26 protein-coding genes and 2 pseudogenes are annotated in these 25,374 nt (G+C 64.7%); 8 read left to right on the top strand and 20 right to left on the bottom strand.

Annotated elements, in window-relative coordinates:
• Positions 1-78: 78 nt before the first annotated feature.
• Both VA602_RS21315 and VA602_RS21310 read right to left on the bottom strand, forming a co-directional pair.
• The gene (locus VA602_RS21315; RefSeq protein WP_323454249.1) at positions 79-1,014 is read right to left on the bottom strand and encodes a peptidylprolyl isomerase; all 936 of its coding nucleotides are present in this window, start codon (positions 1,012-1,014) and stop codon (positions 79-81) included.
• Positions 1,011-1,481, bottom strand: a complete 471-nt coding sequence (locus tag VA602_RS21310) for a YbjN domain-containing protein (RefSeq protein WP_065862836.1) — start codon at positions 1,479-1,481, stop codon at positions 1,011-1,013. The genes VA602_RS21315 and VA602_RS21310 overlap by 4 nt, the downstream gene beginning before the upstream one ends.
• Before the next feature lie 294 nt (positions 1,482-1,775).
• On the opposite strand from VA602_RS21310, the gene VA602_RS21305 reads away from it, so the two are divergent.
• Together VA602_RS21305 and nemA are read left to right on the top strand one after the other, a co-directional pair.
• Positions 1,776-2,783: an aldo/keto reductase gene (locus VA602_RS21305; RefSeq protein WP_054891328.1), complete on the top strand. Its 1,008-nt coding sequence runs from the start codon at positions 1,776-1,778 to the stop codon at positions 2,781-2,783.
• Positions 2,784-3,019: 236 nt separating this feature from the next.
• Positions 3,020-4,126, top strand: coding sequence for an alkene reductase (gene nemA / locus VA602_RS21300; RefSeq protein WP_323454248.1), 1,107 nt, complete (start codon positions 3,020-3,022; stop codon positions 4,124-4,126).
• A 78-nt stretch (positions 4,127-4,204) separates the two neighbouring features.
• On the opposite strand, the gene VA602_RS21295 is transcribed toward nemA, so the two are convergent.
• From VA602_RS21295 to VA602_RS21285, 3 genes and pseudogenes are all read right to left on the bottom strand, one after another.
• Positions 4,205-4,483, bottom strand: a complete 279-nt coding sequence (locus VA602_RS21295) for a DUF6555 family protein (protein ID WP_054891326.1) — start codon at positions 4,481-4,483, stop codon at positions 4,205-4,207.
• A gap of 128 nt (positions 4,484-4,611) precedes the next feature.
• Positions 4,612-4,767: pseudogene (locus tag VA602_RS21290) on the bottom strand (general stress protein); the annotation flags it as partial.
• Positions 4,768-4,997: 230 nt separating this feature from the next.
• Positions 4,998-5,549 carry an ATP-dependent Clp protease proteolytic subunit gene (locus tag VA602_RS21285; RefSeq protein WP_323454247.1) on the bottom strand — a complete coding sequence of 184 codons (552 nt, stop codon included), beginning with the start codon at positions 5,547-5,549 and terminating at the stop codon, positions 4,998-5,000.
• Positions 5,550-5,800: 251 nt separating this feature from the next.
• Here VA602_RS21285 and VA602_RS21280 point away from each other — a divergent pair, with 251 nt between their 5' ends.
• Positions 5,801-6,712, top strand: a complete 912-nt coding sequence (locus VA602_RS21280; protein WP_054891430.1) for a LysR family transcriptional regulator — start codon at positions 5,801-5,803, stop codon at positions 6,710-6,712.
• 22 nt (positions 6,713-6,734) lie between these two features.
• On the opposite strand, the gene madM is transcribed toward VA602_RS21280, so the two are convergent.
• Genes madM through mdcA form a run of 9 tightly spaced genes read right to left on the bottom strand, consistent with a single transcriptional unit; the run spans position 6,735 to position 13,952 of the window.
• Complete coding sequence (madM, locus tag VA602_RS21275; RefSeq protein ID WP_054891323.1) at positions 6,735-7,499, bottom strand: malonate transporter subunit MadM; 765 nt, start codon at positions 7,497-7,499, stop codon at positions 6,735-6,737.
• Position 7,500: 1 nt separating this feature from the next.
• Positions 7,501-7,923 carry a malonate transporter subunit MadL gene (madL, locus tag VA602_RS21270; RefSeq protein WP_063544829.1) on the bottom strand — a complete coding sequence of 141 codons (423 nt, stop codon included), beginning with the start codon at positions 7,921-7,923 and terminating at the stop codon, positions 7,501-7,503.
• Positions 7,924-7,982: 59 nt separating this feature from the next.
• A complete protein-coding gene (mdcH, locus tag VA602_RS21265; protein ID WP_323454246.1) occupies positions 7,983-8,903 on the bottom strand; it encodes a malonate decarboxylase subunit epsilon in 921 nt (306 codons plus the stop codon).
• Positions 8,900-9,514: a malonate decarboxylase holo-ACP synthase gene (locus tag VA602_RS21260; RefSeq protein ID WP_323454245.1), complete on the bottom strand. Its 615-nt coding sequence runs from the start codon at positions 9,512-9,514 to the stop codon at positions 8,900-8,902. Before VA602_RS21260 ends, mdcH begins: the two co-directional genes overlap by 4 nt.
• A 1-nt stretch (position 9,515) precedes the next feature.
• The gene (gene mdcE, locus VA602_RS21255) at positions 9,516-10,307 is read right to left on the bottom strand and encodes a biotin-independent malonate decarboxylase subunit gamma (protein WP_323454244.1); all 792 of its coding nucleotides are present in this window, start codon (positions 10,305-10,307) and stop codon (positions 9,516-9,518) included.
• Positions 10,307-11,152 carry a biotin-independent malonate decarboxylase subunit beta gene (locus VA602_RS21250; RefSeq protein ID WP_323454243.1) on the bottom strand — a complete coding sequence of 282 codons (846 nt, stop codon included), beginning with the start codon at positions 11,150-11,152 and terminating at the stop codon, positions 10,307-10,309. The genes mdcE and VA602_RS21250 overlap by 1 nt, the downstream gene beginning before the upstream one ends.
• Complete coding sequence (locus tag VA602_RS21245; RefSeq protein ID WP_200602514.1) at positions 11,145-11,444, bottom strand: malonate decarboxylase subunit delta; 300 nt, start codon at positions 11,442-11,444, stop codon at positions 11,145-11,147. The genes VA602_RS21250 and VA602_RS21245 overlap by 8 nt, the downstream gene beginning before the upstream one ends.
• A gap of 1 nt (position 11,445) precedes the next feature.
• Positions 11,446-12,291 (bottom strand): triphosphoribosyl-dephospho-CoA synthase, encoded by an 846-nt coding sequence (locus tag VA602_RS21240; protein WP_323454242.1) that lies wholly within the window; start codon positions 12,289-12,291, stop codon positions 11,446-11,448.
• Entirely contained in the window at positions 12,291-13,952 is a 1,662-nt protein-coding gene (gene mdcA / locus VA602_RS21235) for a malonate decarboxylase subunit alpha (protein WP_323454241.1), read from the bottom strand. The genes VA602_RS21240 and mdcA overlap by 1 nt, the downstream gene beginning before the upstream one ends.
• A gap of 322 nt (positions 13,953-14,274) precedes the next feature.
• Here mdcA and VA602_RS21230 point away from each other — a divergent pair, with 322 nt between their 5' ends.
• Positions 14,275-15,030, top strand: a complete 756-nt coding sequence (locus VA602_RS21230) for a PIG-L deacetylase family protein (RefSeq protein ID WP_112898179.1) — start codon at positions 14,275-14,277, stop codon at positions 15,028-15,030.
• A gap of 25 nt (positions 15,031-15,055) precedes the next feature.
• Here the strand turns inward: VA602_RS21230 and VA602_RS21225 are convergent, their stop codons facing one another.
• A complete protein-coding gene (locus tag VA602_RS21225; RefSeq protein ID WP_054891313.1) occupies positions 15,056-15,955 on the bottom strand; it encodes a helix-turn-helix domain-containing protein in 900 nt (299 codons plus the stop codon).
• A 199-nt stretch (positions 15,956-16,154) separates the two neighbouring features.
• Here VA602_RS21225 and VA602_RS21220 point away from each other — a divergent pair, with 199 nt between their 5' ends.
• From VA602_RS21220 to VA602_RS21210, 3 genes are all read left to right on the top strand, one after another.
• Complete coding sequence (locus VA602_RS21220) at positions 16,155-17,513, top strand: glutamine synthetase family protein (protein ID WP_054891312.1); 1,359 nt, start codon at positions 16,155-16,157, stop codon at positions 17,511-17,513.
• A 105-nt stretch (positions 17,514-17,618) separates the two neighbouring features.
• The gene (locus VA602_RS21215; protein WP_065862826.1) at positions 17,619-18,707 is read left to right on the top strand and encodes a polyamine ABC transporter substrate-binding protein; all 1,089 of its coding nucleotides are present in this window, start codon (positions 17,619-17,621) and stop codon (positions 18,705-18,707) included.
• A 14-nt stretch (positions 18,708-18,721) separates the two neighbouring features.
• Positions 18,722-20,017 carry an NAD(P)/FAD-dependent oxidoreductase gene (locus tag VA602_RS21210; RefSeq protein WP_323454240.1) on the top strand — a complete coding sequence of 432 codons (1,296 nt, stop codon included), beginning with the start codon at positions 18,722-18,724 and terminating at the stop codon, positions 20,015-20,017.
• Here the strand turns inward: VA602_RS21210 and VA602_RS21205 are convergent, their stop codons facing one another.
• Positions 20,018-20,323 carry a helix-turn-helix domain-containing protein gene (locus VA602_RS21205; RefSeq protein WP_323454239.1) on the bottom strand — a complete coding sequence of 102 codons (306 nt, stop codon included), beginning with the start codon at positions 20,321-20,323 and terminating at the stop codon, positions 20,018-20,020.
• Between the two features lie 198 nt (positions 20,324-20,521).
• Here VA602_RS21205 and VA602_RS21200 point away from each other — a divergent pair, with 198 nt between their 5' ends.
• Complete coding sequence (locus tag VA602_RS21200; protein ID WP_323454238.1) at positions 20,522-21,199, top strand: DUF3313 domain-containing protein; 678 nt, start codon at positions 20,522-20,524, stop codon at positions 21,197-21,199.
• 35 nt (positions 21,200-21,234) lie between these two features.
• Here VA602_RS21200 and VA602_RS21195 read toward each other — a convergent pair.
• The 4 genes and pseudogenes from VA602_RS21195 to VA602_RS21180 all read right to left on the bottom strand — a co-directional run.
• Positions 21,235-21,486, bottom strand: a pseudogene (locus VA602_RS21195) (C4-dicarboxylate transporter DctA); the annotation flags it as partial.
• Positions 21,487-21,494: 8 nt separating this feature from the next.
• Positions 21,495-22,376, bottom strand: coding sequence for an alpha/beta fold hydrolase (locus tag VA602_RS21190; RefSeq protein WP_323454237.1), 882 nt, complete (start codon positions 22,374-22,376; stop codon positions 21,495-21,497).
• A gap of 127 nt (positions 22,377-22,503) precedes the next feature.
• Complete coding sequence (locus VA602_RS21185; RefSeq protein WP_323454236.1) at positions 22,504-23,811, bottom strand: serine/threonine transporter; 1,308 nt, start codon at positions 23,809-23,811, stop codon at positions 22,504-22,506.
• Between the two features lie 107 nt (positions 23,812-23,918).
• Positions 23,919-25,295 carry an L-serine ammonia-lyase gene (locus tag VA602_RS21180; RefSeq protein WP_323454235.1) on the bottom strand — a complete coding sequence of 459 codons (1,377 nt, stop codon included), beginning with the start codon at positions 25,293-25,295 and terminating at the stop codon, positions 23,919-23,921.
• Between the last annotated feature and the right edge of the window lie 79 nt (positions 25,296-25,374).

Below are 25,374 nucleotides of genomic sequence, written 5' to 3'. Positions count from 1 at the left end.
GCGCGACTCCGACCGTTCCTCGGCTGTTTTCGCCTTGCCTGACCTTCGTCTCAAGACTTTTCATACAGACCTAGAGCATCAGCGACTGGCCTCCAGCACCTGGTTCAATGCCGCCCCGTCGATACTCAAGGTCGCCGAATCGAACATGCCGTTGACGTAATTGCGCACCAGTTGCTCCTGGCGTTGTGCCCTGAGCAGTTGGGTCAGTTGCGGTGTCACCTCCTCCAGGGTTGCCGCCCGCGCCGGTTGCTGTTCGACCAACTTGATGATGTGCAGGCCTGCCGCCGTGCGCACCGGTTCACTCACTCCGTCGACCTTGAGCCGCGTCACCACCTCGCGCACTTCAGGTAGCAACTGGTCGAGCGCCTGCAGCCCGCTATCGCCGCCTTGGGCGGCGGTGCCGGTGTCCTGGGAGTGCTCGCGGGCGAGCGTGGCGAAATTGCCGTCGCGTGCTTGCTTGGCCAGGGCCTGGGCCTGCTTGACCACTGCCTCGTCGTCCTTGGGATTTTCAACCCGCAGGAAAATCTGGCTCAAGCGATAGCGTACCGGCAGGCGCAGTTCGTCCTTGGTGGCTTGGTACGCCTGCTCAAGCTCTGCCTGGCTCGGGTAATCGTCAGGCACTCGGGTGACCGAAGCGAGGTAGTCGCGCAATACGATCTGTTCGCTCACCGCACGGGTCTGCGCCTCGACATCTGGACGCTGTGGCCAGCCCTTGGCTTCGGCCTGGCGATACAGCGCCTTTTCTGCCAGGCGTGCGCGAATCCATGCCTCCAATGCCGGACGATCGCCACGCAGGTGCTCGCGGGTCGGCTCCGGTAACTGCGCCAGCAGCGTCTTCAGCTCGTCGCTGCCGACCTTCTGTTCGCCCAGGCTGGCCAACACCGGTCCTTTGACCTCGGTCGCCGCCGGGTGCGCTGCGGCGATCGGCTCCTCCCCCGGACGTAGAACAAGGGCGACAGCCACGGCAATGACGGCCAGCGCACCCGTGCCGGCCCAGAAGGTACGGGAAGTCACGAAGCAGTCGCCGCGCCGGCTACCTGTTCGGTCTGGTCAGCGACATTGCGGCTGTAGTCGCGCAGGTAGACGATGAACTCCTGCAGCAGGCGATCCCACAGCACCAGGCTACCCAGCAGATGCTTCTCGCTGACGCCATCGGCCACCACCACGTCCTTTTCCATCACCAGGAACTCGCCCTGCACCGACAGCCGGGCGAAACGACGGCTGGCGTTCCAGCGCTCGGCCAGCCCGGCCGGCAGCTCGCCCTGGATGCGCAACGCGCAACTGAAGGTAAAGTCGAGGAACTCGCCCTCCTGGTCCTTGGCTCGATTGCCGAACCGTACTGCGTAACCCACGCCCTGGCTGGCGCTGAGCAGCTGCACGACGGCATTCTGCTCGCTACGATTGACCCGGCAGCCGGCATCCTGCAGCAGCTTGGTCAGGGAATCGGCGCTCACGGTTTCGATCAGGGTGACTTCGGTCATGTGTAGCCTTCCTTGTGGTGATGAAACAGCTCGGATTCATTCACGCGCAGCAGGAAGACGGCTATAGCGGGGGCTGGCAAGACATCAGCGCTGGCGAATTCCCTGCCTCTGCGACCGTCCATCTGCAATCGCGCGTGTCGATATCAAGTAGTAGCACAAGGATTGCGCTCGGCCAGAAATTCTCTTTGCCCTGGCATCGGCACATCGCGGCGAACCCTATCCTCCGCCCTTTCAAAGCCCGGTGCTTGTGTGTAAAACGGTCCAACCATCTTCTTCGACGCAAGGACCTCCAGCATGCGCTACCGCCCTCTCGGCCGCTCCGGCCTGCAAGTCTCAGCCCTGACCCTGGGCAGTATGATGTTCGGCGAACAGACCGATACCGAGGCTTCGCTGCGCATCATCGACCGCGCCTGGGACCAGGGCATCAACTTCATCGATACCGCCGATGTCTACAACGCCGGGCGCTCCGAGGAGATCGTCGGCGAAGCGGTGGCACGCCATCGCCAGGACTGGATCGTTGCCTCCAAGGCCGGCTACGGTCCGGCAGACGGCCTGCCCAACCGCAGCGGGCTGTCACGCAAGCACCTGTTCAATGCGCTGGAGGCAACACTGACGCGCATGGACACCGACTACCTGGACATCTACTACCTGCACCGCGAAGACCACAAGGTACCGCTGGAAGAGACCGTGCGAGCCATCGGTGATCTGCTGCAGCAAGGCAAGATTCGCTATTGGGGCGTGTCCAACTTCCGCGGCTGGCGCATCGCCGAGATCTGCAACCTGGCCGAACGCCTCGGGGTGCCCAAGCCTGTGGTGAGCCAGCCGCTGTACAACATCGTCAACCGCCAGGCCGAGCCCGAGCAACTGACCGCCGCGGCCTACCACGGGCTGGGCGTGGTGCCGTTCAGCCCCCTGGCCCGTGGCGTGCTCAGCGGCAAGTACGCGCCAGGCTCGACCCCTGACGCCGGCAGCCGCGCCGGGCGCCAGGACAAGCGGATCATGGAGGTGGAGTGGCGTCAGGAGTCGCTGGCCATCGCCCAGAAGATCCACGCCTACACCGACGCCAAGGGCGTGGGTATCGTCGAATTCGCCATCGCCTGGGTGCTCAACAACCAACTGGTCAGTTCGGCCATCGTCGGGCCGCGTACCGAGGCGCAGTGGGAAACCTACGCCGGAGCGCTGGAGGTCAACATCACCGCCGAGGACGAAGCCTTCATCGACTCGCTGGTAACACCGGGGCATGCCTCGACGCCGGGGTTCAATGACGTCGCACACTTTGTCAGCGGACGCTTGGCGCGCTGAAGTGCGCCGCCGTTCCTCCCGAACGAAATCGATGATCGCCCGTGACGCCGTCGACACTCGTCGGCGGCTCAGGTACTACAGATAGCCTCCCGGATAGGCGACTTCTGCTACTGGATACGCCCGAAACGCTCTATTGCAGGCCATTGGGGAGCGACAAGCGGGGATACCGGTCCCCCCTTTCCCCAATGGGACAGGTATGGTGCAGCCCATCGTATTTACTGCACCCAGAGGCTTCAATGACACTCGAGCACCTGTTCCGCCCCGTTCAAGTCGGCCCCCTCACCCTGCCAAACCGCGTCTTCATGGCGCCCCTGACACGCCTGCGCAGCCTGGAACCGGGCGATGTACCCACGCCGCTGATGGCCGAGTACTACAGCCAGCGTGCCAGTGCCGGGTTGATCATCAGCGAAGCGACACAGATTTCCTTCCAGGCTAAAGGCTATTCGGGATCACCCGGTATCCACACCGACGAGCAGATCGCCGGTTGGCGCCTGGTCAACGAACGCATCCATGCAGCAGGTGGGCACAGCGCGGTGCAGGTCTGGCACACCGGGCGCATTTCCCACACCTCGCTACAGCCCGGCCAGGCCGCGCCGGTCGCGCCCTCGGCATTGCCCGCTGATGCCCGCACCTCGCTGCGCGACGCACAGGGCAACGTGATTCGCGTCGAAACCTCCGCGCCGCGGGCCTTGAGCGAAGCCGAAATCGCCGACATCGTCGCTGACTTCGGCCAGGCCGCCCACACTGCGCAGCACGCAGGCTTCGACCTGATCGAACTGCACGCCGCCCATGGTTACCTGCTGCACCAGTTCCTCTCGCCCAGCGCCAACGTGCGTGAAGACCGCTACGGCGGCAGCGTCGAGAATCGCGCACGGATCGTGCTGGAAGCGGTGGACGCCGCCATCGCCGCCTGGAGCGCCGACCGCGTGGCGATCCGCATTTTCCCGCTGGGGCCGTTCAATGGGGTCGACAACGGTGAGGATCAGGAAGCCGCAGCGCTGTACCTGATCGAAGAACTGGCCAAGCGCAACCTGGCTTACCTGCATCTCTCGGAGCCGGATTGGGCCGGTGGCAAGCCGCTGCGTGACGAATTCCGCGAGGCGATTCGCGCCGTGTATCCGGGGGTGATCGTAGCGGCTGGCGGCTACACCCCGGAAAAAGCCGAGGCGCTGATTGCGCGAGGGCTGATCGATGCGGTGGCCTTCGGGCGCAGCTATATCGCCAACCCGGACCTGGTGGAACGCCTGCAGCAGCAAGCGCCTTTGAACGAGCACCGCGCACAGTTCGATTACGCCAATGGCGCCGAAGGCTACACGGACTACCCCGCGTTGCGCCGGGCTTGATACCGGAGCTATGCAGGCGCGGACTTGGCCGCGCCTGCAGGTGATAGCTGTGTGAAAGCAGGTTCAGCTGCGAAGCCGTTATCCCGCTGCGTGATCGGGTTTGCGTTCGCCTTGAGCAGGTGCAGGCTTGCTCCCAGACAACCGCCAGCTCACCCCGGTCACCCCATAACGCTCGGCCATGGGTCGACTCACCTTCTTGATCTTCTCTCGTCCGAACTTCGGAATGATCCCGACCCCTGCATCACAACTGGCCCAATGCCAAGCCTCGGCATTGTCCATTCGCTCCGATCGAATGATGAAGCTGCGCGCCTCGTCGTGCAGCGTGTATTCGATGATGTACAACTGTGGGGCTGGCATCACGGGCCTCCTCTTCTCCATGGATGACTACTGATTGATCAGGGTTTTCCGTGAAGATTCAAAAGATTATCGAACCCGCTGAAAAACCCTGCCAAGGCTGCACCGTCTGCAGCTGAGCAGCCGCTTGCTCATTGACTGCGACCACCGCCGTGGCTGTTCTGGCCACCCCGGCGCCCGGCTTCGGAAGCACGAGCTCGATCATTGGCGAAGTTGCCCCCCGAATTCTTGCCGCCCTTCTGGCCTGCACGGGAAGCCCGCTCGCGGTCGTTGGCGAAGTTGCCAGGGTTGGTTTCCTTGGTGCCACCACGTTGGCTTGGGCGATCCTGGTCGTGTGCCATGTCATTTCTCCTTTACGGTCTGTGGCGTAAGGCACGAATGCGCGCCCCACAAGAGTTCCGAGCGGATGTGCGACGATCTGCTCCATCACATTGCAGACGGGCTGACCGGCGGCGCTAAAAGGCGGCGATAGCGAACGCTTGCGCACCAACCTCTTGGCCGCCCTCCAGCGCAGGCTTCAGGCATGCACGCTCCACTGCACCACATCGGCCGCGACCGGCAGTTCATCGATGGCATGGATCATTCCGCTGGCCAGGGCCTCACGTGGCCCGAGGATGCGTGGATAGGCCATCAGATAGCGCACCACATCCAGGTCCTCGGCCGAGCCTTGCGTACGTTCGGCGACGATCTCGGCATACAGACGCAGGTCGTAGTCCAGGCTCATGGCGTACTCGGCCATGCGCGAGTGGTCCACCGAGCCGTGCAGGGTCCAGTGGAACGGGTGAAAGAGGAACTTGCTGTACTGGCAAGCCGTACGATGGCTGCCGGCAAGAAACAGGATATTGCCCATCGACTCGACGGTGCCGAGGTTATGGGTGTGCACCGGCACCGGCTGGCCAAGCAGGAAGTTGTACAGCGTGAAGCCATAGCTGCACTCGCCGCCCATGGTGGCGATGTTGATCTGCAACAGCTCGGCGCCCTGCTGCACGGCACGTGAGCAGGTACTGATCAGGTTGCCACAGGTCGAGGAATTGATCGGGCCGGTGAAGTGAATGATATGTCGGGCCATGCATACCTCCAGGGTCGTCCATCGAAGACGATGGTTCAGTCGGTCGGGCTGGCGATACCGGAGGCAGCGTGCAGCCGCTGCAGAAGGTCCGGCATTCGGTGGAATCGTCTGGCCCGGCAAAGTTCCCCCTGCAACACCCAGCCCCACGCCTGCCAGCGGACACCGACGGCGGCGCGCCCCTGCGCAAGGCTGCCTGGGCCGCGCCGTGCTGTGGCATCATCGGCGCTCCGACCGCCCGCGAGCGCCTGTGCATGCTGATCGACGAAGAACTGACCCTGAAGAAGCTCGAGACCTTCCTCGCCTTCATGCGCAGCGGCAACCTGGGCCGTGCCGCCAGCGAACTGTCGACCAGTGCGGTCAGCGTGCACCGGGCGATCCACTCGCTGGAAAACGCCCTGCGCTGCCCGCTGTTCAAGCACGAAGGCCGCCAGCTGATACCGCTGGAAAGCGCCTATGTGCTGGAGAAAAAGGCCCGACAACTGTTGCAGGACGCCGAGCAGATGGTGCGCCAGACCCGCGAGGCCGCAGGTTTCTATGCCGAACGCTTTCGCCTCGGGGCGCTGTACTCGCTCACGGTCAAGACCGTGCCCAAGCTGGTCATGGGCCTGAAGCTGCGCCGCAGCGAGCTGAACATCGACCTCACGCTCGGCTCGAACGTCGACTTGCTGCACCGTCTCAAGAACCATGAACTGGATGCCATCCTGGTCTCGCTCGACGACAGCATCAACGATCCGGCCTGCGAACACCTGGCGCTGTTTTCCGACGATATCTTCCTGGCCGTGCCGACCGACTCGCCGTTCGCCGAGCAGGCCGAAGTCGACCTGGCGGACCTGGCCGACTCCACCTTCATCACCCTCACCCAGGGTTTCGCCACCCACCGTGACGGCGCGCGGGTGTTCGAGCAGGCCGGCTTCGAACCGAAAGTGGCGATGCAGGTCAACGATATCTTCACCCTGCTGAGCATGGTCAGTTCCGGGGTGGGCTATGCGCTGCTGCCGGGACGTATCGCCGCGGTGTACGAGAACCGCGTGCGCTTGATCGCGCTGCAACCGCGCTACCGGTTGCAGCAGCACATCGGTGCGGTGTTTCTCAAGGCACGCGAGCGCGAGCCGAACCTGCTGGCGCTACTGGCTGAATGCCGGATGTACAGTCGCGAAGGGTGACAGCCCAGGCCGACTGTGCTCCTCATCCCACCAGGCCGCGTACACAGAAATACAGGATCGACGGCCCCATCAAGCACCCCAGCCCGGTATGGAAAGTGGCGGTCAGCGCACCATAAGGCACCAAGCGCCGATCCGTTGCAGCCAGCCCGGCCGTCACACCGGAAACGGTCCCGGCCAGGCCGCCGAACACCATCGCCGAGCGCGGGTTGTCCAGGGCCAGCATACGTGCCGACACTGGCGTGAACACCATCACCAGGATCGCCTTGATCAGGCCTGTTGCAATCGACAAGGCCATCACATCGGAGCTTGCACCCAGCGCCGCCCCGGTCACCGGTCCGACGATATAGGTCACAGCGCCCGCGCCGATGGTGGTGATACTGACCGCATCGCGATAACCAAAGGCCCAGGCCACCGCCGCGCCGACGATGAACGGCAGCACAGTGCCCAGCAACAGCGCCACCGCGCCAATCATCCCGGCCTTGCGCGCTTCGGTGGCCTGCACTTCGAAGGCGGTGGCGACGATGGCAAAATCACGCAGCATCGCTCCCCCCATCAGCCCGATCCCGGAAAACAGCGTCACGTCCGCCAGGCCTTTCTGGCCGCCGGTCAAGTTGCCGCCGATCCAGGCCAGCACCAGGCCGATGACGATGGCGATGGCAGAGCCGTGCACGCGGCCGAAGGTGAGGTATTTGGAGAGCATCACCGATACCCACATCACCGCACCGACGACGGCGAAAGCGGTGATCAGGTCATTGTGTTCCAGGGCTTTCTCAATGAGCGGCCACATATCAACGACCTCCCGCAGGTGCAGGCTGCACCGAGGCTGGCGGTGTCGCATCGAGCGCCGGCAGCGGCTCGCCGCGGTGACTGCGGCTGATCAGCGCGATGGTCGCGCCGCACACCAGCACCGCACCGACCGCGGCCACCACGGCCACAGGCCCGCCGTGCAGGGCAGTGACCACATTCTGCTGGGCCGCCATGGCCACCACTACCGGGATGTACATCGCGCCCCAGAACCCGACACCGAACTCGCACTCTTTGCTCATGCCACCCTTGCGATGCATGTACAGCCGCGCACAGATCAGCAGGATCATGGCGATGCCGACCCCGCCCACATTGGATTTGACGCCCAACAGCACGCCCAGGAAGTCGCCGACGATAACGCCGGCCAGCGTGCACACCGCCAGCAGAGCCACACCATAGATGATCATTGTTATTGTCCTCAGTTGTATCGAAGTTGTTTGTTGTTGTCCTTCGAGCTACAGCGCGGTCATCGGTTGTCGGCCACCTCCTGACGCAACAGTGCATCGATGCTGTCGGCACGGGTGGACTCCACGCTCAGCACCTTTCCAGGCTCGAAGACTCGCCTGGCAAGACCCGTGAGTACGCTGCCCGGCGGCAATTCGAGGTGCAGGCGCACACCGCGCTCCCAGGCGCCGCGCAGGGTCGCGCGCCAGTCGACGATGCGAGCCATGTTGCCGGCCAGGTCGTCGCGCAGGCGTGCCGGATCGAAAATCGGTCGTGCCGTGCTGCCGCTGAGGTAGGTGATGCGTGGGCGACGCAATTCGACCTCGCAGAACGCTGCGGCCAGGGTAGCCGCAGGCGCCGCCAACAGAGGGCAATGCGACGGCACACTGACCGCCAGGCGCCGGGCCACGCCCTGCCCCAGGCTGCGCGCGCGCGCGGCGACCTCTGTCATCGCTGCATCGCTGCCGGCGATGACGATCTGGTTGTCGCTGTTGAGATTGGCGAGGTACACCTCCCCCCCGACCGCCTCCAGCAAACGCTCGACACTGGGCAGGTCGAGGCCGCTCAAGGCCGTCATGCCGTAGCCTGTCGGATAGGCCTGCTGCATCAGCTCGCCGCGCAGCGATACCAGGCGTACGGCGTCCTCCAGTGCCAGCACATCGGCGGTGACCGCCGCGGCATAGGCACCGATCGACAACCCGGCCACATACTCCGGCGCCGGGCTGCGTCGCATCAGCCAGCGCGCCCATGCCACGCCGGTCAACAGCAGGCACAGCTGCACGGCGCGGGTATGGCGCAACGCCTCGGCGCTGTCGAGGGTTAGCACCTGCTCGCCCAGCGCCTCGCTGGCCGCTTCGAGCAGATCCGAACTGCCCTCCGGCAGGCAATGAAGCATCCCCACCTGCTGGGCGCCCTGCCCCGGGAACGCGAACAGGCTGCTCATGCCGCATCCTCCTGCAATTGCCACGGATCACTCACCAGACGCACGCCAGCCGCCGACTTGAGCAGCACCCGACGCGCCCCGCTGGCCCATTCGCGCAAGGCAACCGCCCCCTCGGGTGTTTCCAGTTGCGCATCGACGCGACAGGCCGCGCCTTCCAACTGTTTCAGCAGTCCAGCGGCCTGCTCACGAGGTATCGACACAGGGGCGCGCAGCAGCAGATCAAGATCGCTGCCAGCGTGCAGCACCTCGATCCCCGTCGCGAGCTGGAAACCCGTGCTGCCGGTAGGTCCCCACAGCCAATCGCGGTCGTTCAACCAAGCGCTGACCTGCGATAACGCACGCAAGGCTGGCGACGACAACTCGCCCTCCCTGCGCAGCGCTTCGGGGCTAACCCAGCGCTCGATGTCCAGCAGGCGCATCTGCCAGGCAAAACGCTGCTCGCGCCCTCTGCCGCGTACCCCGACCGCCACCTGGTCCGGTGCCACCAGCGCCCGGCGCACTACCACCGGCTCGCCGGCTGCCAGCACCGAGTGCACCCAGGCAGGCGCATCGGCAGGCAGCATGGCCGGAGTCATGCCCCAGAGCAGGTCATGTGGGCGCGGGGCGTACATCTCAGGCCTCCTGCCATTGGCTGCGCAGGCGCTCACGCACCTCGCGGGAGGCGCTGCGATGCTCGCCGTTCAGGCGACTACGCAGGTCGGTGGTATCGCCAATGTCGCGCACGACATCGATCAGGCAGGCACGAACCTGTGCCAGATCCCGGGCGGTCGGCGCCTGCGCGTTATCCACGGCAAGACGCGTGTGCAGCAGCCCCAGTGAGGCGTAGCTTTTCAGGTCGTAGGCCATCGGTGGCACTTCGGCGGCCAAGGCTTCCAGGTCCTCGACACTGCGCAGGGTGATACGCGCCGCTGCCGCCTTGCCCATCGCATGCACCATGACGCCACTGTCATCCAGCGCGATCAATCGTTGCGCCTGGTAGCCGTGGGCAAGAAACGCCCCGGACATCGCCTTGCCCACCAGCAGCCCGATCACCGGATGCCCGGCCAGGCGCGCCCGAGCATACGCTTCCACCGCACCGGCCAGGGCCTGGTGGATGCCCAGCGCTTCCTCACGCCGCCCGTAGGCCTGGCTGGGTACATCGATCAGCGCAACCAGCACGCGCTTCTCACTGTCACGATCGGCCTCCACCGCCTCGGCGACCGCCTTGGCCAGGCCCCAGCCTTCAAGCAGGCCAACCTCGCCGCTACGGGCGCGTACAAAGGGATTGCGCGCATCGGGCACCACGGCGATAAAGCGCGCCAGGCGATTGTCCAGCTCGCCATCGACCACCCGCACCGAGGCGGGGAAGCCCGGCAGCGACTCGCCGCTGGCAAGGCCCTGCAACCAGTTCTGGGCACGGTTCATCAGGCATCTCCTTGATACAGGGCACGCACGGCGGCGGCATCGAGTTGCGGGCAGTCATCACCCAGTTGCGCCAGGCGCTCGAGAAACCACTGATGGCGGCTGGCACGCTGCGCAGAAGGTGCGTCCAACAACGCCAGCAACTGGCTGCGAACAGCCTCGACGTCATCGGCGACGTAGCCGTCCGCCAAGCCGCTGGCGTGGCGCTGCTCGCCACCGGTCAGGCTCCAGATGAAAGGCCGGTCACGCGAGTCGTACTCACCGATCCCCGCTTCCTGCTCGATCACCTGTGGGCCATTGAGACCCAGGCGTGCTTCGCGGGTTACCAGCAGATGGCTGCACAGCCCGGCGGCAATGGACATGCCGCCGAAGCAGCCGACAGAACCCGCGATCACGCCGATGACCGGTTGGTAGGCACGCAGTTCGACGATCGCGGCCTGGATCTCGGCAATCGCCGCCAGGCCCAGGTTGGCCTCCTGCAGGCGCACGCCCCCGGTCTCCAGCAACAGCACGGCGCAGGTGGGGATGCCGTTACGGTTGTCTTCGGCGGCCAGTTCCAAGGCGCCGGCGATCTTCGCGCCTCCCACCTCGCCCATGCTGCCGCCCTGGAACCCGCCTTCGATGGCTGTGACCACGGCGGGACGGCCGTCGAGCGTGCCCTTGGCGATGACCACGCCGTCATCGGCCTGCGGCACGATGCCTTGGCGTGGCAGCCAGGGCGACATCAGGCGGTCGAAGGGGCCAAGCAGCTCGCGGAAACTGCCCGCATCGAGCAAGGCCCTGGCACGCTGGCGGGCCCCCAGTTCGACGAAACTGCGGCTGTGCAACAGGCGTTCGTTATCAGTCATGGCCGATCTCCTCGAAGCCTTGTTCCAGGCGCAGGCGCACCACGCCGGGCGTGGCGCCGAAATCATGGATGTCGATCTTCAGCGCGGGCAAGTTGCGGCCGTCGAACAGGCGCTGGAACAACTGGCTCCAGCGTGCCTGGCTGCCGTTGACCGAGGTCACGACCTGGATATCGAGGCTGCCGGCCTGGCCGGGCTCGATCAGCACCTCCAGGTCGCCGGAGCTGACGCAGCCGACCAGGGCACGGCCACGGCCCGGTTGCGCAGCGGGGAATTGAAAGTTCAGGGTTTCCATGTCACAGGCTCCCGGCTTTGTCGAGGAACAGGCAGGCGGCCAGCAGATCGGCAGCACCGCCTGGAGAGGCATTGAGTTGCAGCAGGCGCGCATCCAGGGCGCGCAGTTGACGGCGACCCGCCAAGCTCGCGCTGCCGCCTGCATCGAGCACCGCACGGGCCCCTTGCTGCAGGGCATCCAGGCCTTGCTGACCGGCACGCCACAGCACGCAGGTGTCGCCCAGCGAAGCCATGATCGCCAGCAGCGCATCCAGGCGTGCATGGGTCTCGCTGGCGCCAGCGGCGCGGCTGCGCCAGAGTTGCGGCAGAGCGTGACCGGTGATCGCCGGAAAGCCTTGCTGGGCCTGCTCGCGCGCACCACCTGCGCCATAGCGGCGGCGCACCTGGGTGCCGTGGCTGTCCTGTGCGGGGGCGGCCGGATCATCGATCAGCGCAAGGCGCCCGGCACGGGCGGCAAGAGTATGCGGGTCACTGCTCAGCGGGCTCAGCGCCCGCGCCGCAACCAGCAGCCCCAGCGCCCAGATAGCACCACGGTGGGTATTCACCCCGGCCGTGGTGGCGAGCATCGCCGCCTCGCCTTCGCGCCCAAGGCGCCCCAGCTCTGCACGCAGCGGCGCTGCAATCTCGCCATGGCGTTGCGCCGCTTCGGCCATCTGTCGCAGGCACGGCCACAGCGACAGCGCCGAGGCATGCATCAAGGCCAGGTTCATGTCGCCATGGGCGCCGCTGCCGCGCCGGTCCACCAGCCCAGGCTTGGGCGACAGGTCGGCCTCATCGATCAGGGCTTCGACGGCCAGGTCCGCCAGCTGGTCGGGCAAGGCCAGGGGCTGTAGGCAAAGTGCTTTCATCACCAGCTCCTGAAGCGTGCGGGCGGGTTGTACAGACCACCGGACCACTCCACCAGGTCGGCGATGCTGCGTGCGGCGAGCAACTCACGGGTGGCGTCGGTGCGGCGAATGCCCAGGTCTTCTGGCAAGGCCACCAGCCCTTCGCGGCGCAGGCGCTCGGTATCCTTGGGGTCATGGCGCAGGCCAATGGCGGTGACCCCGGCCACCGCCGCGATCATCTGCTGGCGTTCCTGCAGGCTGCGCGCATTGTACAGGTAGGCGATGCCCTCTTCGGTGAGCAGGTGGGTGACGTCATCGCCGTAGATCATCACGGGTGCCAGCGGCATGCCGGCCTTCTTCGCCACCTCGACCGCATCCAGGGTTTCGACGAAGGTAGGTTTACCGCCCTCCTGGTAGGTCTCGACCATCTGCACCACCAGCTTGCGCCCGCGCTCGAGCAGGGTGTCGGGCACGGTCATGTCCAGCCAGGCCGGCGTCGCGTGGCGTCGCCCGCGTGGGTCGTGGCCCATGTTCGGTGCCCCGCCGAAACCGGCCAGGCGGCCACGGGTGACCGTCGAAGAATGCCCGTCGCCATCGACCTGCAAGGTGGCGCCGATGAACAGGTCCACCGCGTACTGCCCTGCCAGCTGGCACATCAACCGGTTGGAGCGCATCGAACCGTCGCGCCCGGTGAAGAACACGTCCGGACGCTGGGCAATGTAGTCTTCCATGCCCAGCTCGGTGCCGAAGCAGTGCACGCTTTGTACCCAGCCGGTTTCGATGGCCGGGATCAGCGTCGGGTGAGGATTGAGGGTCCAGTTGCGGCAGATCTTGCCCTTGAGCCCCAGCGACTCGCCATAGGTCGGCAGGATCAGCTCGATGGCGGCGGTATTGAAGCCGATGCCGTGGTTGAGCGACTGCACCTGGTGTTTTTCATAGATGCCGCGGATCGCCATCATCGCCATCAGCACGTGCACCGGCTTGATATGACGCGGGTCGCGGGTGAACAACGGTTCGATGTAGAACGGCTGGTCGGCGACCACCACGAAGTCGATCCACGAGGCAGGAATGTCCACCCTGGGCAGGTCGTCGACACGGTCAACCAACTGGTTGACCTGGGCGATGACGATGCCATCGCTGAATGCCGTGGGCTCGACCAGCGCCGGAGTGTCCTCGGTGCTCGGGCCGGTGTAGAGGTTGCCATCGCGGTCGGCAGTGAAGCCTGCCACCAGCGTGACGTTGGGGATCAGGTCCACCAGCAGGCGCGAGTAGAGCTCGATGTAGGTGTGGATGGCGCCGACTTCGAGCAGACCGTCTTCGAGCAACTGGCCGATGCGCTGGCTCTGGGGGCCGGCGAAGGAGAAGTCGAGCTTGCGGGCGATGCCACGTTCGAACAGGTCCAGGTGCTCGGCGCGGCTGACGCTGGGCATGATCAGGTGCAGGTCGTGGAGACGGCCAGGGTCGGCCTTGGCCAGCGAGCGCGAAAGAAAGTCCGCCTGCTTCTGGTTGTTGCCTTCGAGCACCACACGATCACCCGGGGCGATCAGCAGTTCGAGGGCCTCGACGATCCGCTCGGTGGGCAGTACCACGCCATCGGCGAGGTGACTCACCCGCTCGAGACGGCGCTGCTTTTCGGCGCGCCTTCTCGACCATTGCGGCGGTGGATTCTTCGTTGTGGTCATTGGTGACTCCACGGGTTCGCTGTCGTGGGGTCACCTTAGGCCTGGGGATGGGAGGCATCAATCAAGCACGGTGGTTGATCGTTACGGTGAGCGTAATGTTTTTAACGTAAGGACTTGGGCCCTTGTCTTTCGCAGCAGTGTCTTGTTCGCGGCTAAATCCACTCCCCCGTCCTCGCCAGCTTTTTTGAACTCTCCCCTCACCTACTCCCTCAATTCTTCAGAGACCCGGGAGTCGTCCCGAAACCCGCCATGACCAAGCCGCAGCAGCATTACCAGCGCCAGGATTGGTTTGAGTTCGACTGACAGCAGGAGCTTGGCAACGATGAACGAGCACATGATCCAGGCTGACGCGGGAACCCCTTGGAGCGAATGGCAGAAATCCGCGCACCTGGCCCGGGCCGCCTGGATTACCCCCGAACAACTGTGCCCGCCGGGTCGGCGCCTGGTGTTGGTAGCGCCGCATCCGGATGACGAGGTGCTCATGGCGGGCGGATTACTGAGTGACTTCCATGGCCGCGAGCAGGATCTCGTGCTGATCTCTGCCACCGATGGCGAAGGCAGCCACCCAGGCTCGGCACAATGGACTGAACGACGCCTGCGCCACCAGCGCCCACTGGAGAGCCGCCATGCCTTGCAGCAGCTCGATCTGCGGGTCGGCGATCTGGATTGGCGACGGTTGAACCTCAAGGACGGCGCCTTGCCCCGGGACGAGGCCTTCCTGGTCAATTACCTGAACCAGTTACTGCAACCCGGCGATCTGCTGATGTGTCCCTGGCGCCACGACGGTCATTGCGACCATGACGCGGTGGGCCGTGCCTGCGCACAGGCCGCCCAGGCGCGCGGGGCAACGCTGGCCGAAGCGCCGATATGGGCGTGGCGCTGGTCGACGCCGGACGATCCTCGGCTACCTTGGCAACGCGCGCGTCGTATCCAGCTCGACGAAGCGAGCCTCGCGCGCAAGCGCCAGGCCATCGCTGCCCATGTCAGTCAGATGGAGGCGGATGCGGACACGCCGCCCGTGGTGCCGCAACAGCTGCTGGAATGCCTGCTGCAGCCTTTTGAACTGGTCTTCATCTGACAGCCAACCCCTCGCAGATGCCCCTTCAGCGCCCGCGCTTGAGCGTCTCGCTCGGCAATTCGCGGAACAACTGGCGATAGCTCTCGGAAAACCGCCCCAGGTGCCAGAACGACCAACGCATCGCCACTTCCGCTACCGTCACGTCGCTGGCGCGGCGCAGGAGGTCGCGGCGCGCACCGTTGAGTCGGCGCAGACGCAACCAATGCGCCGGGGGCATGCCGGTAAAGGCCTTGAAGGCCTCCTGCAATTGACGCAACGACACCCCGGCCACCTGCGCCAGCTCCATGAGATTGAGCGTCTCTTCTGGGCAGTCCGCCGCCCATTCGCTGACCCGCTGCATGATCGCCCGCTCTTCACCGCGCTTGCCCAGTGCCTGGCCTTGCAGGCGCTGGCAGGCGTTGTCGAGGATGAACAGGCAGTCATCGAGCAGTTGCTCGGCCAAGGCCTGCCCTTCGAGTGGGCAGTCAGCCTGCGCCAGACGTGTCAGGGTCGCGCTCAGCCAGCTGCCGAACAGCGCATTCTGGCCGCTGCCCAGCGGCACCATGAACAACCCCTGCAAACGCTCCAGATCCAGGCCGTGCCGCTGCAGGAACGGCTGGTCGAACACCACCGCCACTTCCTGGTAGTTCTCCGGGGTTATCCAGATGTTGCGGCTTTGTTCGTTGAGCAGGTACAGGCTGTTCTCGACCTGGTCGAAGCAAAAGGTCAGCGAGCCGCTCGGGGCGCGGAAGAACTGCTCGACTCGGGTATTCAGGCGCTCTTCGTACACCTCGACGCCATCGAGCCCCAGGCAGCGCAGCTGGCCGCTGAAATGCCCGGGTGACATCTGCCGGTACTGCTGCTGCCAGCCAGGGGTGGCACGCACCTGCTCGGTGACATCGGTGGTGTTGAAAGCCTGGACCTGCAAGGCGGTTTGCGTATTCACGCGACGTCCTATATGCACTCTTTTGGTGCATTGATTGACGGAGAAAACGGATAGATCACCCCGAGGGGCAGCGCCCAAGATAGTCCTCAGCGTGACCTGTGGGAAGTGGCGCCGTGAAAAGGTTTGTAATACCTCCTGGAGGTCGACGGCCTTCACGCGCTGCACATGCCCACCACCAAAACCCAACCAAGAGGTCTGTATGAACGCCCCCTTCGATCAGCTGTCCGCCTGGCTGAAAGAACACCGGATCACCGAAGTCGAATGCGTGGTCAGTGACCTGACCGGCATTGCCCGCGGCAAGATCGCCCCGACCAACAAGTTCCTCAACGAGCGTGGCATGCGCCTGCCCGAGAGTGTGCTGCTGCAGACCGTCACCGGCGACTTCGTCGATGACGACATCTACTACGGCCTGCTCGATCCGGCCGACATCGACATGATCTGCCGCCCTGACCCGGCGGCGGTGTACCAGATCCCTTGGGCGATCGAACCGACCGCCATCGTCATCCACGACACCTTCGACAAGCACGGCAACCCCATCGAGCTGTCGCCGCGCAACGTCCTGAAGAAAGTCCTCAAGCTCTACGCCGACAAGGGCTGGCAGCCGATCGTTGCGCCCGAAATGGAGTTCTACCTCACCCAGCGCTGCGAAGATCCGGACCTGCCGCTGCAGGCGCCATTGGGCCGTTCGGGCCGTGCCGAGAGCGGCCGGCAGTCGTTCTCCATCGATGCCGCGAACGAATTCGACCCGTTGTTCGAGGACGTCTACGACTGGTGCGAAATCCAGTGCCTTGACCTGGACACGCTGATCCACGAAGACGGCCCGGCGCAGATGGAGATCAACTTCCGTCACGGCGACGCCCTGGACCTGGCCGACCAGATCACCGTATTCAAGCGCACCATGCGCGAGGCGGCGCTCAAGCACAATGTCACCGCCACCTTCATGGCCAAGCCGATCACCGACGAGCCGGGCAGTGCCATGCACCTGCACCAGAGCGTGGTCGACATCGCCACCGGCAAGCCGGTGTTCGCCAATGAAGACGGCAGCATGAGCGAGCTGTTCCTGCACCACATCGGCGGCCTGCAGAAGTACATCCCCAAGGTACTGCCGATGTTCGCGCCGAACGTCAACTCGTTCCGCCGCTTCCTGCCGGACACCTCGGCGCCGGTGAACGTGGAATGGGGCGAGGAAAACCGCACCGCCGGCCTGCGCGTCCCGACCTCCAGCCCCGAGGCGATGCGCGTGGAGAACCGCCTGCCGGGCGCCGATGCCAACCCTTACCTGGCGATCGCCGCGAGCCTGCTGTGCGGCTACCTGGGCATGATCGAGAAGATCGAGCCGAGCGCGCCGGTACAGGGCCGCGCCTACGAGCGCCGCAACCTGCGTCTGCCGATCACCATCGAGGATGCGCTGCAGCACATGGAAGACTGCAAGGTCCTGGAAGACTACCTGGGGCGCCAGTTCGTCCAGGGCTACGTCGCGGTCAAGCGCGCCGAGCATGAGAACTTCAAGCGGGTGATCAGCTCCTGGGAGCGCGAGTTCCTGCTGCTGAGCGTCTGACCCCATGGAGGGTTTCTGTGGGAGCGGGTCGATCCGCTCCCACAGGCAACGCGCTGCCCCTGCTTCCGTTTCGAACCCGAAGAACAAGTCCAACGAGGTGCCGACATGCGTCATTTGCAAACCCTGATTCCCGCAGCCTTCGCCCTGATGTTCGGCGCGGCCGCCCAGGCCGAGCCCACGGTCAGCGTGTACAACTGGACCGACTACATTGGCGAGACCACCCTGGCCGACTTCCAGGCCAGTACCGGGATCAAGGTGGTCTATGACGTCTTCGACTCCAACGAAACCCTCGAGGGCAAGCTGCTCGCCGGCCGCACCGGCTACGATGTGGTGGTGCCCTCGAACCACTTCCTCGCCCGCCAGGCCAAGGCCGGCGCGTTCCTGCCACTGGATCGCAGCAAGTTGCCGAACTGGCAGCACCTGGACCCGAAACTGCTCAAGCAACTGGAGCAGAACGATCCGGGCAACAAATACGCTGTGCCGTACCTGTGGGGTACCAATGGCATCGGCTACAACGTCGAGAAGGTCAAGGCCGCGCTGGGCATCGACAAGGTCGACTCTTGGGCCGTGCTGTTCGAGCCAGAGAACCTGAAGAAACTCAAGCAATGCGGCGTGGCCTTCATGGACTCGCCCGACGAGCTGTTCCCGGCCATGCTCAACTACCTGGGCATGAACCCACGCAGCGAAGACCCGAAAGACTACGCCAAGGCCGAAGCACGGCTGATGGAGCTGCGCCCGTACATCACCTACTTCCACTCCTCCAAGTACGTCTCGGACCTGGCCAACGGTGACGTGTGCGTGGCCTTCGGCTACTCCGGCGACGTGTTCCAGGCGGCCAACCGCGCCGTGGAAGCCAAGAACGGCGTGAAAATCGCCTACAGCATTCCCAAGGAAGGCAGCAACCTGTGGTTCGACCTGCTGGCCATCCCGAAAGACGCCAGCAATCCAGACCAGGCCCTGGCCTTCATCAACTACCTGCTCGACCCGAAAGTGATCGCCAAGGTCAGCGCCACGGTCGGCTATGCCAATGCCAACCCTGATGCCAAGGCGTTCATGGACAAGTCGCTGGTGGAGAATCCCGAGATCTATCCGTCCCAGGAGGTTCTGGACAAGCTCTACGTCTCCAGCACCCCCAGCCCGCAGATCATGCGGGTGATGACCCGCTCCTGGAGCAAGATCAAGTCCAACCGCTGATTCGAGTGTTTCCGATGCCTCATCAAACCGAACACACCACCTCCTACTACGCCGCCACGGCCCGCGCCACGGCGCCCTACCCCGAACTCGAAGGCGAGTTGAGCGCCGACGTGTGCGTGGTCGGCGGCGGCCTGACTGGCGTCAACACCGCGCTGGAGCTGGCCGAGCGTGGCCTGTCGGTGATCCTGCTGGAGGCCCGCCGCATCGGCTGGGGCGCCAGTGGGCGCAATGGCGGGCAGCTGATCCGTGGTATCGGCCATGACGTTTCGGGCTTTGCTCGCTACGTGGGCCAGGACGGCGTGCGTTACCTCAAGCAGGCAGGCCTGGACTCGGTCGAGCTGGTGGCCAGGCGCATCGAGCAATACGGCATCGAGTGCGACCTGCGCTGGGGCTTCTGCGAGCTGGCCAACACCCCGGCGCAGTTCGCGGCGTTCAACGACGAACTGCAGGACCTGGCCGAACTGGGCTATCGCCATGAAATCCGGCTGATCGCCCCAGCGCGCATCCACGACATCGTCGCCAGCGACCAGTACGCCGGCGGCCTGGTGGACATGGGCTCCGGCCACCTGCACCCACTGGACCTGGTACAGGGCGAGGCCCGCGCCGCCAGCAGCCTTGGCGTGCGAATCTTCGAGCAGAGCGCTGTGCAACGCATCGAACACGGGCCCACCGTCACCTTGCACTGCGCACGCGGCAAGGTACGGGCCAAGAGCCTGGTGCTGGGGTGCAATGCGCACCTGGACGAGCTGGAGCCGCGCTTGACCGGCAAGGTGCTGCCCGCCGGCAGCTACGTGGTGGCGACCGAACCGTTGCCCGAGGCTCTGGCGCGCAGCCTGATTCCGCAGAACATGGCGCTGTGCGACCAGAAGGTCGGCCTTGACTACTACCGCCTGACCGCCGACCGCCGCCTGCTGTTCGGTGGCGCCTGCCACTACTCCGGTCGCGACCCGAAGGACATCGCCGCCTACATGCGCCCGAAAGTGCTGAAGGTGTTCCCGCAACTGGCCGATGTGCGCATCGACTTCCAGTGGGGCGGCATGATCGGCATCACCGCCAACCGCTTCCCCCAGGTCGGCCGCCTGAGCCAGCATCCGAACGTGTATTACGCCCAGGGTTACTCCGGGCATGGCCTGAACGTGACCCACTGGACCGCCAAGCTGCTGGCCGAGGCCATCGCCGTCGGCCACAGCCAGGGCCTGGATATCTTCAGTGCCGTACCGCACCTGACCTTCCCCGGCGGCAAGGCCCTGCGCTCGCCGCTGCTGGCCCTGGGGATGTTGTGGTATCGCGTGCGGGAGGTGCTGGGATGATCAGAGGATGGCCTGCAGGCCCTTGTCGGCAATGACATTGAGCAGTTTCAGCGCTGGCCCGGCTGGCCGTGTCTCACCCTGCTCCCATTTGCGTACGGTAGACGCACTGGTATGCAAATGCAGTGCGAAAACCGGCTGGCTGAAATTGAGCGCTTCGCGCTGGCGCCTGATATCTAAAGCGGTGAAGTCCCTGACAGGCGCAGGGCAGATGGCTTCGAATTCACGCATCGTCACCTTGCCGACAGCACCAGCCTGGTAAAGCACGGACAGATCGTCACGCAACGACTCAATCAACTTGCTGGTCACAAAGAGATCCTCAAAACATACCCGTAACGGGCATATATTTGCAGTCTTGCCGGTAATGTGACAGTACGACGGTTGAAGATTTCATGTGGGAATTCACATCACACAACAATGACGCCTACCAACCCACCTGCAAACTGGCCAATCGCCAAGCACCTGCTAGCGTTGATCTGGCCTCCCCCTCAATGGACGCTACCCATCATGAAACCGCTGCCTCGCGCCACCCTGCTGTGCGCTGCCGTGCTTGCCCTGGCCGCCTGTTCCAGCAACCGCGTCGATCCGAGCCAGTATTCCGGGTTTCTCAAGGACTACAGCCGGCTCAAGCCGGCGGAAAGTATTTCCGGGGCATCGGTAATGCGCTGGATCGACCCCGGGATCAAGGCCAGCCAGTATCGACAGGTCTATATCGAGCCCAGCCAGTTCTACCCCAGACCACAACCCACAGCGGTGATCTCGGCGCAGACCCTGCAAGCGATCACCCGCTACTTCGACGACGCCATGCGCCGAGAACTGGGCAGCGTGCTGACGGTGGTCAGCGCTCCTGGCCCGGGAACGATCGTGGTACGCCCGGCGATCACCGCGGTGTCAACCAAGACCGAGGGGCTCAAGCCCTATGAAGTGGTGCCCATCGCCCTGGTGGCCGCAGCGGTGAACACTGCGGCCGGTGGTCGTGACCAGGAAGTGGACATCGCCGTGGAAGCGGCCTTCCTCGACGGCGCCAACCAGAAGGTGCTGGCCCAGGTGGTGCGCAAGGGCACCGGCGAGGCGCTGGAGAACGACACCGCGCAGCTCAAGCTGGAGAACGTCAAGCCGGTGCTCGATGGCTGGGCCAGCGACATGCGTCGTAGCGTCGTGGAACTGCGCAAGAAAGGCCAGTAAACGGCGTCGGATCAGTCTTTCGCCGCAGGCATGCCCTAGGTTTCAGTCGTGGTCTGGGCGCTGGCAACCGCGCCCGGGCTGCGGCTGATTACCGCCAGCCGGTCCCTGTCGAGTTCGCCCTCCCAGGCTGCAACAGCCAGGGTCGCGACCGCATTGCCGATGATGTTGGTCAGCGACCGGCATTCGGCCATGAAGCGGTCGCCGCCCAGGATCAGCACCATTGCCGCGACCGGTACGCTCGGCACTACCGCAAGGCTTGCGACCAGCGCAACGAAACCCGCGCCGACAGCCCGTATCAGGCGTGCAGCAGGAACGGCAGGGCGTGCTCGAGCAAGGCTTGCGGGGCTTCTTCAGGAATGTAGTGACCACAGGGCAACTCGCTGCCGCGCACGTCCTCGGCACAGGCGCGCCATTCCTTGAGCGGTTCGAAGCACTTGCCGATGACGCCGTCACGGCCCCACATCACCAGTAGCGGAGTCTTGACTGTGTTCCCGGCATCGATATCGGCCTGGTCATGCTCCAGGTCGATGCCTGCAGCCGCCCGATAGTCTTCGCACACGCCACGCGCCGCGCCCGGTAGCGACAGGCAACGACGGTACTCGGCGAACGCCTCGGCGGTGAACGGCGCAAGGCCGGCACTGCGCCCACCCATGACACTGCGCAGGTAACCTTCCGGGTTGGCTTCGATCAGGGTTTCAGGCAGTGGCGCCGGGCGAATGAGGAAGAACCAGTGCCAGTAGGCACGGGCGAAGGCTTCGTTGGTCTGGCGGTACATTGCCAGGGTTGGCGCGATGTCCAGCAGCACCAGGCGGGTCAGGCGCTGGGGATGGTCGAGCGCCAGGCGGTGCGCGACCCGCGCGCCGCGGTCGTGGGCCATCAGGGCGAATTGCTCGAACCCCAGGGCATGCATGAGCCCGACCATATCTGCGGCCATGCGGCGCTTGGAATACGCCTCATGCCGGTCGTCGGCCTCAGGCTTGGCCGAATCGCCGTAACCGCGCAGATCGGCAGCGACCACAGTGAACTGCTCGGCCAGCTTCTCGGCCACCTTGTGCCAGATCACATGGGTCTGCGGGTGGCCGTGCAACAGCAGCAACGCCGGGCCCTTGCCGCCGATACGGTAGGCGATCTCGATACCTTCGACGTGCTGGAAGGCTTTCTTGAAACCCTGGAACATGCCAATCACTCCGTTCGTGTGCACTCAGGCCGTAAGACGACCCTTCAGGTGCCGAGCATAGCTGCGGCACCGAAGGCATCAACAACACAAATGCAGAGCGAAGCAACACGAATCGTGAAGCATGGCCTCAGGCAAAGAAGCCGTAGAAAATCGCAGACAAGGTGATCAACCCCACCAGCACGACGAACACGTTCGACAGCGCGCCCGAATACTTGCGCAGCGAAGGCACCTTGCGCACGGCATACATCGGCATCAGGAACAGCAGGCACGCCAGCACCGGGCCACCGAGGCTTTCGATCAGTCCGAGGATGCTCGGATTGAGGGTCGCCACGATCCAGCAGCCCAGCACCATGAACAGCGCGGTCACCCGCTCCAGGCGCTTGGCCGACCAGCTTTTACCGCGGCTGCGCAGGCTCTTGACGATCATGCCCTGGAAGCCTTCGCTGGCACCGATGTAATGACCCAGGAACGACTTGGTGATCGCCACCAGAGCAATCAGGGGGGCGACGAAGGCGATGACCGGCGTCTGGAAGTGGTTGGCCAGGTACGACAGGATCGAGATGTTCTGCACCTTGGCCGCTGCCAGGTCGGCAGGGCTCAGGGCCAGTACGCAACTGAAGCAGAAGAACATCACCGTCAGCACCATCATCACGTGGGCGGTGGCCAGGGTACGGCCGCTCTTGCGGTCGGCATCGGCGCCGTAGCGATGCTTCTGGTCGACGGCGAAGGCCGAGATGATCGGCGAGTGGTTGAACGAGAACACCATCACCGGAATCGCCAGCCACAGGGTCAGCAGCAGCTTGGAGGCGCTCAGGCCTTCGCTGGCCTGGGCGAAGAAGGCGCCGTTCCAGTTGGGGATCAGGCTCAGGGCCAGCAGCAGGAGCGAGGCGACGAAGGGATAGACCAGCACGCTCATGACTTTGACGATGATCTGCTGGCCGCAACGCACCACCACCATCAGGCCGGCGATCAACAGCAGCGACAACAGCGCACGCGGTGGCGCGGTCACATGCAGTTGGTGCTCGAGGAAGCTGGTCAGGGTATTGGTCAGGGCCACGCTGTAGACCAGCAGGATGGGGAAGATCGCCAGGAAGTAGAGCAAGGTGATGAGCTTGCCGGCACCCACGCCGAAATGCTCCTCGACCACCTCGGTGATGTCTTCGTTGCCGCCACGGCGCCCGGAAAGCACGAAGCGGGTCAGCGCACGGTGCGCATAGAAGGTCATCGGGAAGGCCAGCAGCGCGAGGATCAGCAGCGGCCAGAAGCCCCCTACCCCGGCGTTGATCGGCAGGAACAGGGTGCCGGCACCGATGGCGGTGCCGTACAGGCCCAGGGCCCAGGTGGTGTCGTGGCGGTTCCAGCTGCGCGTGGCTGTGGTCGAAGCCGGCGCAGCCGAATCCGCACGAACGGTCGTGGTGTTGTGTACATCAGTCATGGGTTTCGCCTTTGTAGTTGTTTTTGTTGCTCGGTGCAGCGGGTGTTGCAAATGGGTTCAGGCTTGTTGAGTCGAACGCCTACAGGAGCGGGTTTGAACCAGAGAACTCAGCACTCGACAAAGGCAACGGCCAGGCCGCCGCGCGAGGTTTCCTTGTAGTTGGCGTGCATGTCCGCGCCGGTGTCGCGCATGGTGCGGATCACCCGGTCGAGGGAGATGAAATGCTCGCCATCACCCCGCAAGGCCATCTGCACGGCATTGATCGCCTTCACGGCGGCGATGGCGTTGCGCTCGATGCACGGCACCTGGACCAGACCGCCGACCGGATCGCAGGTCAGGCCGAGGTTGTGCTCCAGGGCGATTTCAGCGGCGTTTTCCAGTTGCGGCGGGGTGGCGCCGAGCACTTCGGCAAGGCCTGCAGCGGCCATGGAGCAGGCCGAACCGACCTCACCCTGGCAACCCACTTCGGCGCCGGAGATCGATGCGTTTTTCTTGCACAGGATGCCGACCGCCGCAGCGGCCAGCAGGAACGCCACCACGTCGTCGTCGCAGGCCGCGGGGTTGAACTTCATGTAGTAGTGCAGCACCGCCGGGATGATGCCGGCCGCGCCATTGGTCGGTGCCGTGACCATGCGCCCGCCAGCGGCGTTCTCTTCGTTGACCGCCAGCGCGAACAGGTTGACCCACTCCATCGCGCTCAGGGTCGAGCCGATCACGTTGGGCTTGCCCAACTCCTGCAAGCTGCGGTGCAGGCGCGCAGCGCGGCGCTTGACCTTGAGCCCACCCGGCAGGATGCCTTCGTTGCGCAGGCCGTTATCGACGCATTCGCGCATGGCGGCCCAGATGCTCAGCAGGCCGCTGCGGATCTCGTGTTCGCTGCGCCAGGCGCGCTCGTTGGCCATCATCAACTGGCCAACGGTCAAGCCATGGGTCTTGCACAGCGCCAGCAGCTCGGCGCCTGAGGAAAACTCGTACGGCAGCTCGACGTGCACGTCGGCACTGGCCGGTGCATCGATTTCGGCCTGCTCGATGATGAAGCCGCCGCCAACGGAGTAGTAGGTCTGGGTCAGCAGGCTGCCCTGCCCCCCCAGTGCTTCCAGGCTCATGGCGTTGGGGTGGTAGTCCAGGCTCTCGTCGAGCAGGCGCATGTCGCGGCTGTACTGGAACGCCACCGGATGCGAGCCATCGAGCATCAGGCACTGCTCCTGCATCAACTGGTCGATGCGCGGCTCGATGCTGTGCGGGTCGATGCGGTCCGGCCACTCGCCCATCAGGCCCAGCAGGCAGGCGCGGTCGGTGGCGTGACCGATGCCGGTGGCCGACAGCGAGCCATACAGGCGCACCTCCACCCGCTGCACCTGGGCCAGCAGGCCATGTTCGCGCAGCCGTTGGGCAAAGGTGGCGGCGGCACGCATGGGCCCCACGGTGTGGGAGCTGGACGGCCCGATGCCGATCTTGAAGAGGTCGAAAACACTGATAGCCATGCTAATGCCTGACCGCTGCGACGTTGTTTGCCGCTGCGCGGCCCTCCGGAAAAATTGATGGGTGCTGCGAATTTGCGCG

It is taken from the genome of Pseudomonas machongensis (assembly GCF_034961125.1).
GTDB classification, from domain to species: Bacteria; Pseudomonadota; Gammaproteobacteria; order Pseudomonadales; family Pseudomonadaceae; genus Aquipseudomonas; species Aquipseudomonas machongensis.
Note: the sequence above shows the minus strand (reverse complement) of the source record. Positions and strands in the feature narration are given on the sequence as shown.

Coding starts and splice junctions, on each gene's coding strand:
- VA602_RS21310 (WP_065862836.1), bottom strand. CDS start 1,481: ATGACCGAAGTCACCCTGATCGAAACCGTGAGCGCCGATTCCCTGACC.
- VA602_RS21305 (WP_054891328.1), top strand. CDS start 1,776: ATGCGCTACCGCCCTCTCGGCCGCTCCGGCCTGCAAGTCTCAGCCCTG.
- nemA (WP_323454248.1), top strand. CDS start 3,020: ATGACACTCGAGCACCTGTTCCGCCCCGTTCAAGTCGGCCCCCTCACC.
- VA602_RS21295 (WP_054891326.1), bottom strand. CDS start 4,483: ATGCCAGCCCCACAGTTGTACATCATCGAATACACGCTGCACGACGAG.
- VA602_RS21285 (WP_323454247.1), bottom strand. CDS start 5,549: ATGGCCCGACATATCATTCACTTCACCGGCCCGATCAATTCCTCGACC.
- VA602_RS21280 (WP_054891430.1), top strand. CDS start 5,801: ATGCTGATCGACGAAGAACTGACCCTGAAGAAGCTCGAGACCTTCCTC.
- madM (WP_054891323.1), bottom strand. CDS start 7,499: ATGTGGCCGCTCATTGAGAAAGCCCTGGAACACAATGACCTGATCACC.
- madL (WP_063544829.1), bottom strand. CDS start 7,923: ATGATCATCTATGGTGTGGCTCTGCTGGCGGTGTGCACGCTGGCCGGC.
- mdcH (WP_323454246.1), bottom strand. CDS start 8,903: ATGAGCAGCCTGTTCGCGTTCCCGGGGCAGGGCGCCCAGCAGGTGGGG.
- VA602_RS21260 (WP_323454245.1), bottom strand. CDS start 9,514: ATGTACGCCCCGCGCCCACATGACCTGCTCTGGGGCATGACTCCGGCC.
- mdcE (WP_323454244.1), bottom strand. CDS start 10,307: ATGAACCGTGCCCAGAACTGGTTGCAGGGCCTTGCCAGCGGCGAGTCG.
- VA602_RS21250 (WP_323454243.1), bottom strand. CDS start 11,152: ATGACTGATAACGAACGCCTGTTGCACAGCCGCAGTTTCGTCGAACTG.
- VA602_RS21245 (WP_200602514.1), bottom strand. CDS start 11,444: ATGGAAACCCTGAACTTTCAATTCCCCGCTGCGCAACCGGGCCGTGGC.
- VA602_RS21240 (WP_323454242.1), bottom strand. CDS start 12,291: ATGAAAGCACTTTGCCTACAGCCCCTGGCCTTGCCCGACCAGCTGGCG.
- mdcA (WP_323454241.1), bottom strand. CDS start 13,952: ATGACCACAACGAAGAATCCACCGCCGCAATGGTCGAGAAGGCGCGCC.
- VA602_RS21230 (WP_112898179.1), top strand. CDS start 14,275: ATGAACGAGCACATGATCCAGGCTGACGCGGGAACCCCTTGGAGCGAA.
- VA602_RS21220 (WP_054891312.1), top strand. CDS start 16,155: ATGAACGCCCCCTTCGATCAGCTGTCCGCCTGGCTGAAAGAACACCGG.
- VA602_RS21215 (WP_065862826.1), top strand. CDS start 17,619: ATGCGTCATTTGCAAACCCTGATTCCCGCAGCCTTCGCCCTGATGTTC.
- VA602_RS21210 (WP_323454240.1), top strand. CDS start 18,722: ATGCCTCATCAAACCGAACACACCACCTCCTACTACGCCGCCACGGCC.
- VA602_RS21200 (WP_323454238.1), top strand. CDS start 20,522: ATGAAACCGCTGCCTCGCGCCACCCTGCTGTGCGCTGCCGTGCTTGCC.
- VA602_RS21190 (WP_323454237.1), bottom strand. CDS start 22,376: ATGTTCCAGGGTTTCAAGAAAGCCTTCCAGCACGTCGAAGGTATCGAG.
- VA602_RS21185 (WP_323454236.1), bottom strand. CDS start 23,811: ATGACTGATGTACACAACACCACGACCGTTCGTGCGGATTCGGCTGCG.
- VA602_RS21180 (WP_323454235.1), bottom strand. CDS start 25,295: ATGGCTATCAGTGTTTTCGACCTCTTCAAGATCGGCATCGGGCCGTCC.